This is a genomic window from Pelosinus fermentans DSM 17108 (assembly GCF_000271485.2).
Classification (GTDB): domain Bacteria; phylum Bacillota; class Negativicutes; order DSM-13327; family DSM-13327; genus Pelosinus; species Pelosinus fermentans.
On sequence record NZ_AKVN02000001.1, the window covers coordinates 1,337,493 to 1,353,191 of the forward strand.

Consider the following 15,699-nt stretch of genomic DNA (forward strand, 5'->3'; position numbering starts at 1 on the left):
GGAACATGGGAAGGAGAAAAAGGTATGAAGTGGTTTAATGACTTAAATATTGGCAAAAAACTAATGATTTGTTTTATGCTGATTGTCTTTATTGCGTGTCTTATGGGGGTAATGGGAATACGTAATATTAAGGAAATAGAAGTGAGTGATCAGCAGTTATATGAGGTCAATACCATTCCTCTGGGAGATCTTGCTCAGGCGGCGATGTCCTATCAGCAGATTCGAGTGCTTGTCGGTCAATCCATTATTGAAACAGATACAGAGAGGAAAAAGCAATATCGTACTTCTATTGATGAATTGCATAATAAGATGAATATGGAATTGGCGGAGTTTGAACAAAGTATTAAATCGCCAATGGTTCGACAGGAATTTAATAAGTTGAAAATCATACAAGGTAAGTGGAGCGTTATTTTGGATGAAGCATTACGTCTTATCCAGGCAGGAGATAATCAGGCTGCTTATGCTATTTATGCCGGGCAAGGCAATCAATTTTCATTAGAACTGACTCAGCTTATTGATCGGTTAATTGATCTACAAATGGCACATGCAGGCGAAAAGGCAAGAAGTAACTCGGCAGAAGCGGAAGAGACAATTAAGAATATGGCGATTTTACTTGGTATAGGCTTTTTGGCAGCGATGAGTTTAGCTGTATTTATAACTAGGAAAATTACAGAGCCTGTGAAGGAACTGCAAAATCTCATGTCCCAGGTAGAAGACGGTAATCTTACCATAACAGGAAAAGCAAGTTCTCAAGATGAAATAGGGCAGCTGACGTTGTCTTTTAATAAACTCATTGAGACAATGCACCAAATGACGAAAGAAATCTATGACACCGTTATTGTTTTGAATCAATCCTCCAATAGCATGCTGATGGTTGCGGAGGTCGTAGCATCCAACAGTGAAGAAATGAGCGCTGTTATTAACAGTGCCAGTGAGTCTACAGAGGAAATCAATATAAGTGTTACTCATGAAGCGAATGCATCTTTGGAGTTAAACGGAAATATACACTCCATCTCTGTGGCCACGGAAGAAATTTCTTCAACCATTCATAGTCTGGCTTCTGCTTCTGAGCAGGCATCTGTCAGTTTAGATCAAGTAAGCAGTCTTATTGAGAAAATATCTGGAGGTATCAGCCTAGTTGCTGGTTCTGCCAAAGATGTATCAAGTTCTGTATCCGATGTGGTAATAGCTGTAAAAGAAATTAATTTTTCTTTAAATGAAGTGGGAAAAAATTGTCAGCAATCCATTTCCGTAGCCAAAGATGCAGAGCTGCGAGCACAGGAAACTACAATTATTATTCAGACTTTAAGCGGCGTATCAAAACAGATTGGTAAGGTAGTTAATTTGATCAATGACATTGCCGATCAGACTAATATGCTGGCGCTAAATGCAGCTATTGAAGCTGCAGGTGCAGGCGATGCAGGCAGAGGATTTGCTGTTGTGGCTAATGAGGTCAAGGAATTAGCCAAGCAAACATCAGGAGCAACAGATGAGATAAGAGCCCAGATCGAAGCGATGCAAGATAAAATGCAAGAGGCAGTACAAGCAGTAAATGGTATTACCCAGGTTATTGATGTAATGAATACGAATAGTAATAACATTGCAGCAGCTGTAACAGAACAATCTACTGTAGTGGGAGATATATCTTCTGCTGTGATTGTTGCTTCTGATAAGATACATCTGATCTCCAATGAAATTGGTGATATTGCAGAGAAATCCCGCCATGTAGCCCGAGGGGCTGGGGAAAGCACACAGGGAGTGAAAGAAATTGCTCATTCTGTCAGCGAATTGTCCTTAACAGCAGGGGAGTTGGCTAAAAATACAGAAGGTGCGTCGATAAAAATGAGTGAGGTAGCTAATACTTCCCAGAAAATCGCTGCCAACGTTGAAGAGATAGCCATTAGTATGAATGAGATCAATAAAGCCTCACATAACACAGCCAGCAAAGGAGTGGAGACCACTCAGGCTGCAGATGAGCTTGTCCTGGTTTCTGGAAAATTAGAAGAATTAGCAAAACGATTTCGAGTATAAAATCGACATTAAAAGAGTATAGAGACAATAAAAAGATATAGTTAGGGGGGATGATGATGAATGGACACCTATCTTCCCAGGCATTTCAATTATTTCAGAAATATATTGAAGAACACTGCGGCATTGTAATTCGAGATGAGAAAGCGTATTTGATTGAGAGCCGGCTTTCCAAGTTCTTAATACGATTTGGACTATCCAGCTTTGACGAATTATATAACATGCTGCGTCAGCAGAAGCAAGCCGCTTTGACAGAAGAAATTATTGATGCGATTACAACAAATGAAACATTATGGTTTCGAGACAAAACGCCTTGGGAAGTTCTAGAAGATCAGTTGCTGCCGAGATACATTGCAGCAATCAGGCAAGGTATGGGCGGAAAAATTCGTATTTGGAGTGCTGCCTGTGCTACCGGGCAAGAGCCCTATTCCATTGCTATGTGTATTGATCGTTATCTCCTGCGGCATGGAATTGCCGATATTACATTGAATCATTTCGAGATCGTAGCCACCGATATTTCACATACGGTTTTGCAGCTTGCTAAACTGGGAAAGTATGACAATATAACGATGGCTCGTGGAATGACCTTGGATTATCGGGAACAATATTTTCGCCAGGAAGGACGTACATGGCTGCTGGATGAAAGGATCAAAAACAGCGTTCAATTCAGGCAGTTTAATTTGCAAAATAGTTTTATAGGATTAGGATTTTTTGATTTGATCTTTTTTAGGTATGTAGCAATTTACTTTTCAGAAGCATTAAAAAAGGAAATCATCAAGAAAATTACGAACTCTTTAACTAAAGAAGGTGTGTTAATTCTAGGAAATTCAGAAGTGTTCCTGGATTATAACGAATACTTTGAAGCCGAGTATTATAAAAATGCTAACTTTTATACTGTGAGGGGTGGATGTTATGAAAATATTATCCGTAGATGACTCGGCCATCATTCGAAAAATTATACGCAGTGGCGTAGAGGTACTTGATTATGAATTGGTGGAAGCCGCGGATGGGATAGAGGCCTTAACCATTTTAGAGGAATCTTTTGAAGAAATTATTCTAATATTATTAGATTGGAATATGCCTGGTATGGATGGATTAGTTTTTTTAGAGAAAATTAAAAATACAGCATCTCTTAAGCATATACCCGTAATGATGGTTACTACAGAGAGTGAGAAAGAAAATATTATAAGAGCGATTCAGGCTGGAGCTATTAATTACTTAGTAAAGCCCTTTACCATTGAGGAACTAATGAAGAAAGTATTAGAATGTATGGGAGAGGGGAGGTAGCCTATGGAATTGCAGAAAGAATTATTTTTGCAAAAATGTTTAGCAGAGTCTGTTTCTGATGTTTTTAGCACTATGGTTGGAGTAGAACTCTGCCCGGTACAAGAAAAAGCAGCTGCTCCTAAAGGGTATAAAAGTGAAATTACAGGAGTGATGATGATTTTAAGTACCCATAATGCCTTGCTTTCCATAGCACTAAGCAAAAAAAATGCGGCGATGATTGTTTCCTTTATGACAGGCATTGCCTCTGTTGAATTGGCAGATGAAGAACTGTATGATGGCGTTGCCGAATTAGTAAATATGATAGCCGGCAGGGCAAAAGCCTTATTAGCAGGAACAGACTATCATTATCAAATCACACCTCCTCTTACCATTGTTGGTGAAAATCATTTCATTCTGTATAAAAAGAACGTATCTCAGCTCAGTATGGAATTTGAAGCCGGAGAAATAAAACTTCATTTAGATTTGACCTATTTATGAATGCAGGGAGTATAAGTTTCTACTGTTATATAAAAAAATAATGAACCGCGAAGACACGAAGAAATACAAAGGTCGCGAAGGGGTATTATAGCATTCACAGTTCTTTGTTTTCTTCGCATCTTCGCGTTTCAAATTGTTTTTAAGACTCTTAGTGTTTTTCTATTTTTTTTATTGACAGGAAAGAATCTTATTGATAGAATATAGTCATTGAATTGAGAATTAATATCAGAAACTCAATTACATACTTCACTGGCTATGTAACTACAAACTTCTTACATACAGCAGCTTATAACGTTTGAACAGCCCATTAGGGTATTTTTTTCAGTCCTGACATGATAATGAATATCGTTATCATGTCAGGACTGAATACAGGATGTATTCTCCATAAAAAATCAAAAGAATAAGCGAGTGTAAGTAAGAGGTTAAGGCAATCAAATAAAAAATGGGGGAATGAGTGTATGAAGAAGATTTCCGTTATTTATTGGAGTGGGACAGGTAATACTGAAGAAATGGCTAAAGCCATTGCAGCAGGCGCTGGGGTAGATGGAGTTTCGGTGAATTTACTTTCTGTGGATAAAGCGAGTAAAGATGATGTACTAAAATCTGATGCAGTAGCATTGGGTTGTTCTGCAATGGGCAATGAAGTATTGGAAGAAGGAGAATTCGATCCTTTTATTACGTCATTAGAAGGGGAAAATCTATCTGGGATTCCTTTAGTTTTATTTGGCTCTTTTGACTGGGGAGATGGTCAATGGATGAGAGACTGGGTAGAGCGAATGGAAGGACAAGGGGCTAAACTTGTAGATGAAGCCTTGACGATCCAAAACGCTCCTGACGATGAAGGACTTGCATCATGCAAAAAACTTGGAGCAAAACTTGCATCCGCTATCGCTTAAGGATAAAAAAACAATAAATCGCGAAGGTCGCGAAGAAATACGAAGAGCACGAAGGAATATTATTCTTCGTGCTCTTTCGCGTCTTCGCGTTTAAAAAGGTTTATTTTTTAAGGGGCAAATTTATGTTTTATAACATTAAAAAATTTACTATATAAAATGTTGTTGACGGATATTAATTCCTCTGCTATAATTAGAACTCGTCACCACAGTTTAAATTTTAACGATAATAACGGATGTTTTTATTAATAAATTACTGGTATATAGCAAAATAAAAAGACCATTGAAGATCGTTTTCTTTGAGAGAATGTTTTGCTGGTGATCCGGCCATTTTTTAAACGGGGCGTGGCTCAGCTTGGTAGAGCACCTGGCTTGGGACCAGGGGGTCGCAGGTTCGAATCCTGCCGCTCCGACCATTTTTATTTTCAAATATGTGATTGCGGGAATAGCTCAGCGGTAGAGCATCGCCTTGCCAAGGCGAGGGTCGCGAGTTCGAATCTCGTTTCCCGCTCCAATGATGGCGACATAGCCAAGCGGTAAGGCAGAGGTTTGCAAAACCTTTATTCCCTAGTTCAAATCTAGGTGTCGCCTCCAAAAAAATAGTTTACTACACTGCCTTTAACAGTTTGGCATATGACAAATATGCCGGGGTGGCGGAACTGGCAGACGCAACGGACTTAAAATCCGTCGGAGAGAAATCTCCGTACCGGTTCGATTCCGGTCCTCGGCACCACGTACATTTGAAGCTTCGCAAATCATGCGAAGCTTTTTTGCTGTTCCAAAAATGTATGAGCTGCAAAAGTTTTTTAGTATATTCAACGTTTTTTTACTGTTTATTAAAAGTTCATGAAAATATAACCTTTCTTGAAAAATAATAGGATATATAATCTCATAAAAAGCGTATAATAAATTCTGTAGACCTGCATCTGGTATTCAATTTAGGCAATACTTGATGCAGCTGGATTTTGAAAAGAAGGGACGGACTTATTACTAAAATGTAATGGCGTATATAGAAAAAGGATCATAAGGAGGTCTAGATTAAAGTTGATCAACATTGCTCGCCGCCTTCTCATTGGCAAGCCCCTTCATAATAAGGAAATGATGCATGAGCGGCTGCCCAAGTGGAAGGCTCTGTCCATATTTTCCTCAGATGCCCTATCATCGGTGGCCTATGGACCAGAACAAGCCTTACTCGTGCTGGTGGCCGCTCAAGGGATTATCGCTTATGGATATTTATCCCCCATCATTATTGCAGTATCGATTCTATTAATTATTGTGGCGTTATCCTATGTGCAAGTATCCCGGGCAAATCCTGGAGGCGGTGGTGCCTATGCCGTTGCCAAAAAGAACATTGGCGAGCTTCCCGCGCTAGTAGCTGCCGGTGCGGTTTTTGCTGACTACGTTCTAACGGCAGCTGTAAGTGTGGCCGCAGGAACAGCAGCCATAGTATCGGCTTTTCCCAGCTTAGCGGGTAGAGAAGTGGGAATCGATTTAGGTATTTTATTTTTCATATTGATGCTGGTGAACCTGCGTGGAATGCGAGAATCCTCCAACATGTTTGTATATCCGACCTATGCCTTTTTACTGGGGATGGTCGCTCTCATAGTAACAGGAATGTACCAAGCCATTACCCAGGATGGTGCCTTGCTGCCTGCTGCCTCCTTAGAAAAACAGCCCCTCAACATGGCAATGCTGTACATTGTACTAAGAGCCTTTGCCAATGGGTGCAGTTCCATGACGGGTGTGGAGGCAATTGCCGATAGTGTACCCTTATTTGAAAAGCCTGAAGCGAAAAATGCAATCATTACAACCTATTGGATGGCAGGCATCTTAGTAGTGATGCTAAGTGGAGTGACCTTCATGATGATGCATTTTCATGTCATTCCCATACTGGAAGTAACGGCTTTATCCCAGCTTGCAGAACATGTCTTCGGCAGATCCTTTGTCTACTATTACATTCAAGTTACGACGATGATTGTCTTATACCTGGCGGCCAATACAGCCTATAATGGTTTACCTGTATTATTGTCAATTGTAGCCAGAGATGGATATCTGCCAAGGTATCTTAGCTCTCGTGGCGAGCGTCTGACCTTTTCCAATGGCATTATCGTCATCACTGTTTCTGCCGCGGCATTAATCGTGGTCTTTGGAGGACATCTGGACCACTTAATCGCCTTATATGCAATTGGTGTATTTATCTCGTTTACCATTGCACAATGCAGTATGGTGGTTCACTGGAAGAGAGAAAAAGGAAGCGGCTGGCTGATCCGAGCTGTTGTAAATGGCATAGGAGCCATTGCTACCGGATTGGTTGTTATCATCATTACCCTCACGAAGTTTTCCCATGGTGCTTGGGCAGTATTAGTGTTCATTCCGGTGATGGTGTTCGTATTTAAGAAGATCCGCTCCCATTATGATGATATGGCAGAGCAGCTGCATCTTCCCTTGGAGGAAAACGTACAATATGATGATACCCTGATGGTGCGCAATTATGTAATAGTACCCATCTCATCCCCAACACGGGTAGTATATGAATCCTTAAAATTTGCGAAAACCCTGAGTAAAGACATTATTGTATTACATATTGCCAAAGACGAGGAGAGCGCTGCCAAAGTACAAATGAAGTGGGATCAATGGAACCCGGGGATGGATCTGGAGATCATTCAATCCCCGTATCGTCTGACCATTCAGCCCTTGCTGGATTATGTAGAAGCATTAAAAAAGAGAAAAAACCCCCAGGACTATATTACAGTTGTCATACCTGAATTTGAAACAAGGAAATGGTGGCACAGACTATTGCATAATCAAACAGGCTGGCTATTACACGCCATGCTGGTAATAAAAGAAAATGTAAGTGTGACAACCATTCCGTATCACTTAAATAAATAGGAAAAAACATTTAAAACCAAAGCTTTTGAAACGCGAAGATGCGAAGATGAATACGAAGGACACGAAGAATAAAAAAGAATCATTCTTCGTGTCCTTCATTTTTCTTCGCGTCTTCGCGTTTAAACGTTTTTTCTAGTTTAGGAATTTTCGCTTCGGCAAAAGTCAACAGCCCGGGTCAGGTCTGGGGGAAGAGGAGCTTGTACAGTAATCTCATTCTGATCTTTTACATGATGAAAGCTTACAGAAGATGCGTGCAAGGCTTGTCTGGTTAGCCAAGAAGTGCGTATGCCATACATGCCGTCTCCCAGAAGGGGGTAGCCGATATGAGCAAGATGTACTCGAATCTGATGAGTTCTTCCTGTATCTAACCGCAGCTCGATTAATGATGTCTCTGAAAAAGTATGGAGAGTATGATAATGGGTAATAGCCGGATCTCCTTTTTCCTTTACTGCACGTCGATTTGCCATAGTAGGATGAAAACCAATAGGAACATCAATAGTAGCGGAAGGAGGATGAACAATTCCCTTTACCAAAGCCCAGTAAACACGCTTTAGCGTTCTGTCTTTTAACTGCTGCTCTAAGATGAATTGGCTGCGATCGTCTTTAGCAAAAATTACGCATCCGGAAGTTTCCCGGTCTAATCTGTGTACAGGGCGAATAGTAGTGATTATGCCTTGCTGCTGCAGGTGGTAAGCCAGATAATTGGCCAATGTGCCCTTAGTAGTTTGCCCAGTGGGGTGAACAAGCTGATAGGCGGGCTTATTAAGGACTAGCATATAATCATCTTCATATAGAATCTCAACGCTTCCTTCCTCTGGCTCAACTCCGTAAGCCATATCCTGCGCCATAAGAACGCGTAAAACATCGTTGGATTTTACCTTTCTTTGGAGAAAAACTTTCTTTCCGTTTAAAAGGATCCCTTTTTGCCTTGTTAGCTTTTGAATTTTTCTTCCGGAATACTGCAAAATAGTTTTCAGATATTCTTCAAGGGTTAGACCCTCATGTTCCTTCATCACTTTATAGGTTGCAAATGATTTCATCTAGTGAGCCTTCTTTCTCTTGTAAGCAATTTGCTGGGAAGTTTAGTCATACTTATGTGCAATGATACAATATTTATTATCAAAATACAATCATGAAAAAAATAGGAAGATCAAAGAGCTGCGTAAATTCCAGAAGAAGGAAGATGCCTATCAGGGTAGAATAAATAACGTACAAGATCGTCGGAATATAGTTACGCTCACCCTTTACCTGCTTACGGCTAGATGGATTGTTTTTCAGGAGTTCACTATAATATCAGGAGGATGAACATATGGATTTTGATGCTCTTTCTTATCCTTTTCCTTCAAAGCGTACCGTGGTTTTTGCGAAAAATGGAATGGTTGCTACTTCCCAGCATTTGGCTGCGCAATCTGGACTGGATATTCTCAAAGTAGGCGGAAATGCCATTGATGCGGCAATTGCAGCTGCTGCCTGTCTAACAGTAGTGGAACCTACCTCTAATGGAATTGGTGGTGATGCTTTTGCCTTGGTTTGGGTAAAAGGCAAATTATATGGACTAAATTCCAGCGGACCTTCACCCCAAAGCATCTCTCTTGAGGCAGTGCGAAGACAAGGTTTTAAAGAGATGCCTGCGTATGGCTTTACCCCAGTGACGGTTCCCGGGGTGCCAGCTGCATGGGCAGAGCTGTCAGCGTGTTTTGGCAAACTACCTCTAAGTGAGGTGCTAAAGCCTGCGATTTCTTATGCTCAAGCAGGATATCCTGTCTCTCCTATTGTGAGTAAGTATTGGGCAATTGCATTTAAGAAGTATTCGAAATTTCTAAAAGGAAAAGAGTTTGCATCCTGGTTTACTACCTTTGCCCCCTTGGGCAGAGCTCCTTATGCCGGCGAGATTGTTCAATTATTAGATCATGCTGCTACCTTACAGGAAATTGGTGATACAAAGGGAGAGTCTTTTTATCGAGGTTCTTTAGCAGAAAAAATAAGTGAGTTCTCTCGAAGTTTTGGCGGGTATTTACAAGCTGATGATTTGGCTGCATATAAAGCAGAGTGGGTTCAGCCAATTAAAGTTGCCTATCGAGGTTATGAGGTATGGGAAATACCGCCTAATGGCCATGGATTGGTTGCCCTTATGGCATTAAATATATTAAATGGTTTACAGCTTAAAGGGCAAAATCCTATAGATGCTTATCATAAACAAATCGAAGCTATAAAAATTGCATTTGCTGATGGACAAAAATATATTGCCGATCCTAAGAATATGACAATAGGAGTTTCTGATTTACTTTCAGAGGGCTACGGACTGGAACGAAGAAAGTTGATTGGAGATGCTGCCATACTGCCAGAAGCAGGCAGACCTGATTCTGGAGGAACGGTATATTTAGCGACAGCTGATAAGGAAGGCAATATGGTATCGTATATTCAAAGTAACTATATGGGCTTTGGCTCTGGCCTCGTTGTGCCAGGAACCGGGATTAGTCTGCATAATCGTGGCAAAAATTTTTCCTTAGATCCCTTTCATGTCAATCGGCTGGAAGCTGGGAAAAAACCGTATCACACCATTATTCCAGGTTTTCTTACGAAAGATAACAAAGCCCTAGGTCCATTTGGTGTTATGGGAGCTTTTATGCAGCCCCAGGGACATGTCCAGCTGCTGGTCAATATGATTGACTATAAATTAAATCCGCAAGCTGCTTTGGATGCACCACGCTGGCAATGGAAAGAAGGCAAAAGTATTGATTTAGAGCCGGGTTTCCCGATGTATATGGCAGAAGCATTACTGCAAAAAGGTCATATTGTTAATCTGTCTCTTGAAACTGGCAGTTTTGGACGGGGGCAAGTCATCATAAGACAACAAAATGGCACGTTTGCTGGAGGTACGGAAGGTCGTGCCGACAGTGCAATAGCTGCGTGGTGAATGAGCTATTGGGGAATGTATGCATGATGGAGGTATAGTATGTCTGCCGATATTCTGCTGGTTGCTCCTTATCCGAGTCTAAAGGAATTAGCTGAAAAAGTAAAAATCCATAATGACATTTCCTTTGATATCGTTGTAGGAAACCTGAATGAAAATTGGGATGAAGTGGATTCGCTTATTAGGCAAGGGGTAAAGGTAGTTTTGTCTCGAGGGGGAACTGCACAATATTTGCGGGAACGATTAGATATTCCCGTTGTGGATATACCAGCAACATCTTTTGATATTTTAAGTGCAATTAGTCTTGTAAACGGCAAAGGCTTTAAAAAAATTGCGTTTATTACAACTAGAAATATTATTGTGAAAACGGAACATTTTAATGAGATAATGAATGTTTCTCTTTGTTTTGAGCCAGTTAAAAGTTCCAAGGAAATCCCTAGCAAAGTACAAGAGTTAATCCAAGAAGGATTTGAAGCAATTATTGGAGATGTCATTGCGACTCGACAGGCTGTTGCTCAGGGGATATGCGGTCAGTTATTAGAGTCGGGGTATGAGTCCTTGCTTTTAGGTCTTCAGGAAGCAAAGCAAGTTTTAGAAGCAGGTCAAAGAGAGAAAGCTCGCGTGAAACAAATGGAAGCTATTTTGAATATGATAACAGAGGCTGTCTTAACCATTGATAGACAGGGGCAGGTAACTTTATATAATACTGCAGCAGAGAAAGTATTTGGTTATTTAAAAGCGGATGTAATAGGGCATCAACTTCCAGAATGTATACCTGAAAGCAAGTTAATCGAAACTCTTCAACGTAGGAAAGAGGAAAAACACCTTTTAATTGAAATTAATCATAAAAAAATAATCAGTAATCGAATTCCGATAGTAATTGATGATGAAATTCATGGGGCAGTGGCTATATTTGAAGAAGTGAGCCACATACAAAATCTTGAGTTAGATATTCGTACTAAGCTAAATGAAAAGGGGCTGGTTGCCAAATATACATTTGCTCAGATTGAAAGTAATAGTTTACCAATTCAACAGGCGATAAAATTGGCAAGGCAATATGCTAATTCCGATGGAACGTTGCTAATCTATGGTGAAACAGGTACAGGAAAAGAGGTATTTGCTCAGAGTATTCATAATGAAAGCAAGCGTAGTGCAGGTCCTTTTGTCTCTGTTAACTGCGCTGCTTTAAATGAAGGTCTGCTGGAGAGTGAGCTTTTCGGATATGTTGGGGGAGCATTTACTGGAGCAAACAAAGGGGGAAAACTCGGCCTTTTTGAAATGGCTCATGGAGGTACTGTTTTCTTAGACGAAATTGGTGAAATATCTCTCAGCTTTCAAGCAAAATTATTACGAGTATTACAAGAAAAAGAGATAAGAAGAGTTGGTGGAAACCGCGTTATCCCTGTAAATATTCGTGTTATTTGCGCTACAAATCGAAGTCTAAGAGATGAGGTAAGTAACCACAAGTTTCGTGAAGATTTATATTATCGTTTAACTGTATTAGAGATCAATCTTCCACCTTTAAGGGAACGAAAAGCGGATGTAGTGCCAATGGCCATTACTTTCTTAAAGCAAGAGTGTATAAAAGAAAATAGAAATCTATTCTGGTATGATGATCACATCTTTCAGAGTCTTCTCAAATATGAATGGTATGGGAATGCACGGGAATTACATAATTTTATCAATCGGCTGGTAATTTGCAGTGATGCAGGTGAGCTGAAAGAAAGTTTTATAGAAGAAATGATAGATAAAAAGCTGGGTGAGAAGTGTTCTGATGAGCATATCAACATTCAAATTAGCAAGAATTTGAAGCAGATGGAAGCAGAAATAATTTTAAGAATGCTGCAGCGTTATGAAGGTGACAAAGACCGACTATGTCGAGAATATGGCATTAGCAAAACAACATTATGGAGAAAGCTCAATTTCAAAAATGAAAGATGATATTTCATTTTTGAATTATATCAATAAAAGTCTATTACAGTAGGCTTTTATTTTTTTGTATATCATACACTTTCAACGATAAGTTTCTCGAAGGAGAACGTTGAAGAGGCTTTGTATCTTTGTGTTTCAAAACGGCTTTGTTTTCAAAAGATGCGGCAGCGTTATTTCGTAATATTGGCATAAGACTTGCAATAAAATAATGATAAATAAGGATTATGGAGGTTATGAAATGTTTAAAGGTATCTTCACTCCTGTTATTACTGTTTTGAATGAACATGTAAGCAGATGGATATTATTAAAGAACTTCTGGCAAAGATCGGTATAGCGTAATTACTGATTAATTCAGTTTTGAGAGGAAATGAAAAATGGGAGAAACCAAAATTAACGCACTTATTATTAAAAGCACTGATAGTGTTGCTGTCGTTATTGAACCACTACAAGCGGGTACGATAGCTACGTACAAAGTAAAGGGGGAGGAGTTTAATATTCTCGTAAAGGAAAACATCCCGATTTATCATAAAATTGCTGTATTTGATATTGAAAAAGGGCAGGGATTATATAAATATGGTGAAAATATTGGATGTGCTTCACGTGCAATTCAAGCAGGTCAGCATGTTCATATACACAACTTAGAAAGTATGCGAGAAACGATAAAAAGATAGAAAGGAATTAAAGAAGAATGAATTTCTGGGGATACAAAAGACCTGATGAAAAAGTAGGTGTTAGAAATCACGTGCTGATACTGCCGACTTGTGCTTGTTCCAGCGAGACTTGTAGAATGGTTGCGATGCAGGTAAAAGGCACAATCAACATTAGCAATCAAAATGGCTGTGCTCAAGTTGAAGATGATTTAGCAATAACGAAACAAGTCTTAGCAGGGCTTGCTGCAAATCCCAATGTATATGGAACTGTACTTATTGGACTTGGATGCGAAAATGCCCAGGCAAAGGACATGGGAAAACTCATTCGTTCAAAAACGAATAAACCTCTTAAAACATTAATCATACAAGAAGAGGGAGGAACTATATCTACGATCAGAAAGGCAGTGGAATATGCACAGCAGATGGTGGAAGCTGCATCAGCATTAAAAAAAGAACAGTTTCCTATTGCTGAGCTTATCGTGGGGACCAATTGTGGCGGATCGGATCCGACATCTGGTTTGGCAGCTAATCCTGTAGTGGGGAATCTTAGCGATCAATTGGTTGATTTAGGCTCCACTTCGATTTTATGTGAAACCACGGAATTTATTGGGGCGGAACATATTTTGGCAAAGCAAGCTGACACGCCTCAAATTGCTCAGCAGATTTATGATATTATTAAACGCTATGAAGATCATTTAGCCAATGTGGGGCAAAGCTTACGCAATGGGAATCCATCACCTGGAAATAAAGAAGGTGGTATCACAACATTAGAAGAAAAATCATTAGGGTGCATTCATAAAGGGGGGCATAGACCTATTGTAGAGGTTTTGGACTACGCCCAATGCCCCACGAAAAAGGGCTTAGTGATTATGGATACCCCAGGGTACGATATTGCATCTGTAACGGGAGTTGCTGCGGGAGGAGCCCTGGTTATGGTCTTCACTACCGGCAGAGGGACGCCAACAGGAAATCCTATTATTCCAGTGATAAAAATCACAGCAAATCAATCCACATATGAAAAGATGAAAGATAATATGGATTTTGATGCCAGCCCTGTTATTCGCAGTGAAAAATCAATTGAAGAAATGGGAGCAGAGCTTCTTAAAGAAGTCCTTGCTGTTGCTAATGGAAAGGTTGTTAAAGCAGAAGTATTAGGCTTTAATGAAATTGCTATTAGCAGGCTGTGCAACTATGTGTAAGCATTAATAAAAGAAGACCTAGTCAGTAAATTTATTCAATATACAGAATTCTAAAACAATTAGAGCGGCAATTGTTTAGGATAATGGTATAGAAAAAGGAGGAAGAAAAGTGAACAAACACGTTTCAGAAAAAAGAACAAATGTCCGGTGGGTGATAGCTATATTTATGTGGGCGGCAATTGCCATTAATTATTTAGATCGTACAGTTATGTCTGCAGCAGCACCCAGTATGATGAAAGACTTAAATATTGGCCCAACTCAAATGGGAATTGTAATGTCTTCCTTTTTTTGGAGTTATGCCTTTTTTCAAATTCCTTCTGGTTGGCTGGCAGATCGTATTGGACAGCGGGTATGTTTAGCTGGATCCGTTGTATGGTGGTCTTTGGCTACGGCTGTAACGGCTCTGGCTAAAAGTGCAAATGGCTTAATTGGTGCTCGTATCTTTATGGGTATTGGTGAAGCTGGTGCGTATCCATGTAATGCTGGGGTAACAGCCAAGTGGTTTCCAGATAAAGAGCGTGGGCGAGTAACCGCTATATTCGATAGCGGTACTAAATTTGGTACCGCTTTCACGATGCCGTTAGTAGCTTGGATGGTAGCGGTATATGGTTGGCAATTACCTTTTGTAGTATGCGGCGCTGTTGGATTAATTTGGGCGGTATTATGGATGGCCTATTATAAAGATCCTGAACAACACAAATATGTAAATCAAGCTGAGTTGAAATATATTCGTGACGGTCAAGCAAAAAAAGAAGGTATTGATAATATTCAACCAATGAAATGGTATGAACTTCTCAAATATCGTAACGTTCTTGCAATGTGTTTAGGTTTTTTCTTATTCAATTATGCTATTTATTTCTTCATTACCTGGTTTCCTACCTACTTGGTTAAAGATCGGGGCATGCAGCTTATGACTATGGGATGGTTTGCCATGTTGCCACCTTTATGCGGTATTATAGCCCAGTGGACTGGTGGTATCTTGACTGACTATATGTATACGAAGACAGGATCACTAACAAAAGCGCGGAAGATTAATATGGTTGGAGGCATGCTTCTGGCTACATCAATCGCTTTCGCTGGCTTTGCAGAATCCAATACAGTAGCAATAGTACTACTTTGTGTATCTTATGGAGGTCTTGCTTTTGCAGCTAGTGCGATTTGGTGTTTGCCAGGCGATGTTGCTCCTCGTAACATGACCTCAGTGTTGGGTGGTATTCAGAACGCAGCTTCCAATTGTGGTGGTATTCTCGGTCCCATTGTAACGGGATATATAATCGCAACAACAGGTTCTTTTGTTACGGCTCTTATCATTTCAGGTATTTGTTGTCTACTGGGTGCACTTGTATATTTATTGATGCTCAAAGATATTAAACCAATTGATGTTCCTGGAGCGTCTATGAGATAGTTTTAAAAATACAATTCGGCGAAAG

At 40.0% G+C, this 15,699-nt stretch carries 12 protein-coding genes and 4 tRNA genes; 15 read left to right on the forward strand and 1 reads right to left on the reverse strand.

Annotated features, from left to right (window positions below; genetic code table 11):
- The first annotated feature begins 24 nt into the window (after positions 1-24).
- The 10 genes from FR7_RS05890 to FR7_RS05935 all read left to right on the forward strand — a co-directional run bounded on the left by FR7_RS05890 (position 25) and on the right by FR7_RS05935 (position 7,574).
- Positions 25-2,031, forward strand: a complete 2,007-nt coding sequence (locus FR7_RS05890; RefSeq protein WP_007931424.1) for a methyl-accepting chemotaxis protein — start codon at positions 25-27, stop codon at positions 2,029-2,031.
- A gap of 56 nt (positions 2,032-2,087) precedes the next feature.
- Positions 2,088-2,963 (forward strand): CheR family methyltransferase, encoded by an 876-nt coding sequence (locus FR7_RS05895; RefSeq protein ID WP_007931423.1) that lies wholly within the window; start codon positions 2,088-2,090, stop codon positions 2,961-2,963.
- The gene (locus FR7_RS05900; RefSeq protein ID WP_007931422.1) at positions 2,941-3,315 is read left to right on the forward strand and encodes a response regulator; all 375 of its coding nucleotides are present in this window, start codon (positions 2,941-2,943) and stop codon (positions 3,313-3,315) included. Before FR7_RS05895 ends, FR7_RS05900 begins: the two co-directional genes overlap by 23 nt.
- 3 nt (positions 3,316-3,318) lie before the next feature.
- On the forward strand, positions 3,319-3,792 hold the full coding sequence (locus tag FR7_RS05905) for a chemotaxis protein CheX (protein ID WP_007931421.1): 474 nt from the start codon (positions 3,319-3,321) through the stop codon (positions 3,790-3,792).
- A gap of 458 nt (positions 3,793-4,250) precedes the next feature.
- Complete coding sequence (locus FR7_RS05910) at positions 4,251-4,688, forward strand: flavodoxin (protein ID WP_007931420.1); 438 nt, start codon at positions 4,251-4,253, stop codon at positions 4,686-4,688.
- 336 nt (positions 4,689-5,024) lie between these two features.
- Positions 5,025-5,101, forward strand: a tRNA-Pro gene (locus FR7_RS05915).
- Positions 5,102-5,124: 23 nt separating this feature from the next.
- Positions 5,125-5,199: transfer RNA gene (locus FR7_RS05920), tRNA-Gly, on the forward strand.
- Positions 5,200-5,204: 5 nt separating this feature from the next.
- Positions 5,205-5,279: transfer RNA gene (locus FR7_RS05925), tRNA-Cys, on the forward strand.
- Between the two features lie 50 nt (positions 5,280-5,329).
- Positions 5,330-5,418: transfer RNA gene (locus FR7_RS05930), tRNA-Leu, on the forward strand.
- Between the two features lie 311 nt (positions 5,419-5,729).
- Positions 5,730-7,574: an APC family permease gene (locus tag FR7_RS05935; protein WP_007931419.1), complete on the forward strand. Its 1,845-nt coding sequence runs from the start codon at positions 5,730-5,732 to the stop codon at positions 7,572-7,574.
- A gap of 137 nt (positions 7,575-7,711) precedes the next feature.
- Here the strand turns inward: FR7_RS05935 and FR7_RS05940 are convergent, their stop codons facing one another.
- The gene (locus tag FR7_RS05940) at positions 7,712-8,614 is read right to left on the reverse strand and encodes an RluA family pseudouridine synthase (RefSeq protein WP_007931417.1); all 903 of its coding nucleotides are present in this window, start codon (positions 8,612-8,614) and stop codon (positions 7,712-7,714) included.
- Between the two features lie 269 nt (positions 8,615-8,883).
- On the opposite strand from FR7_RS05940, the gene FR7_RS05950 reads away from it, so the two are divergent.
- The 5 genes from FR7_RS05950 (at position 8,884) to FR7_RS05970 (ending at position 15,674) form a co-directional block, all read left to right on the forward strand.
- The gene (locus FR7_RS05950; protein ID WP_007931416.1) at positions 8,884-10,491 is read left to right on the forward strand and encodes a gamma-glutamyltransferase family protein; all 1,608 of its coding nucleotides are present in this window, start codon (positions 8,884-8,886) and stop codon (positions 10,489-10,491) included.
- 39 nt (positions 10,492-10,530) lie between these two features.
- On the forward strand, positions 10,531-12,429 hold the full coding sequence (locus FR7_RS05955) for a sigma 54-interacting transcriptional regulator (RefSeq protein WP_007931415.1): 1,899 nt from the start codon (positions 10,531-10,533) through the stop codon (positions 12,427-12,429).
- A 365-nt stretch (positions 12,430-12,794) separates the two neighbouring features.
- A complete protein-coding gene (locus FR7_RS05960) occupies positions 12,795-13,091 on the forward strand; it encodes a UxaA family hydrolase (protein ID WP_007931414.1) in 297 nt (98 codons plus the stop codon).
- Between the two features lie 17 nt (positions 13,092-13,108).
- Positions 13,109-14,269: a UxaA family hydrolase gene (locus FR7_RS05965; protein ID WP_007931413.1), complete on the forward strand. Its 1,161-nt coding sequence runs from the start codon at positions 13,109-13,111 to the stop codon at positions 14,267-14,269.
- Positions 14,270-14,378: 109 nt separating this feature from the next.
- A complete protein-coding gene (locus FR7_RS05970) occupies positions 14,379-15,674 on the forward strand; it encodes an MFS transporter (RefSeq protein ID WP_007931412.1) in 1,296 nt (431 codons plus the stop codon).
- Positions 15,675-15,699 lie beyond the last annotated feature (25 nt).

Coding starts and splice junctions, on each gene's coding strand:
- FR7_RS05890 (WP_007931424.1), top strand. CDS start 25: ATGAAGTGGTTTAATGACTTAAATATTGGCAAAAAACTAATGATTTGT.
- FR7_RS05895 (WP_007931423.1), top strand. CDS start 2,088: ATGAATGGACACCTATCTTCCCAGGCATTTCAATTATTTCAGAAATAT.
- FR7_RS05900 (WP_007931422.1), top strand. CDS start 2,941: ATGAAAATATTATCCGTAGATGACTCGGCCATCATTCGAAAAATTATA.
- FR7_RS05905 (WP_007931421.1), top strand. CDS start 3,319: ATGGAATTGCAGAAAGAATTATTTTTGCAAAAATGTTTAGCAGAGTCT.
- FR7_RS05910 (WP_007931420.1), top strand. CDS start 4,251: ATGAAGAAGATTTCCGTTATTTATTGGAGTGGGACAGGTAATACTGAA.
- FR7_RS05940 (WP_007931417.1), bottom strand. CDS start 8,614: ATGAAATCATTTGCAACCTATAAAGTGATGAAGGAACATGAGGGTCTA.
- FR7_RS05950 (WP_007931416.1), top strand. CDS start 8,884: ATGGATTTTGATGCTCTTTCTTATCCTTTTCCTTCAAAGCGTACCGTG.
- FR7_RS05955 (WP_007931415.1), top strand. CDS start 10,531: ATGTCTGCCGATATTCTGCTGGTTGCTCCTTATCCGAGTCTAAAGGAA.
- FR7_RS05960 (WP_007931414.1), top strand. CDS start 12,795: ATGGGAGAAACCAAAATTAACGCACTTATTATTAAAAGCACTGATAGT.
- FR7_RS05965 (WP_007931413.1), top strand. CDS start 13,109: ATGAATTTCTGGGGATACAAAAGACCTGATGAAAAAGTAGGTGTTAGA.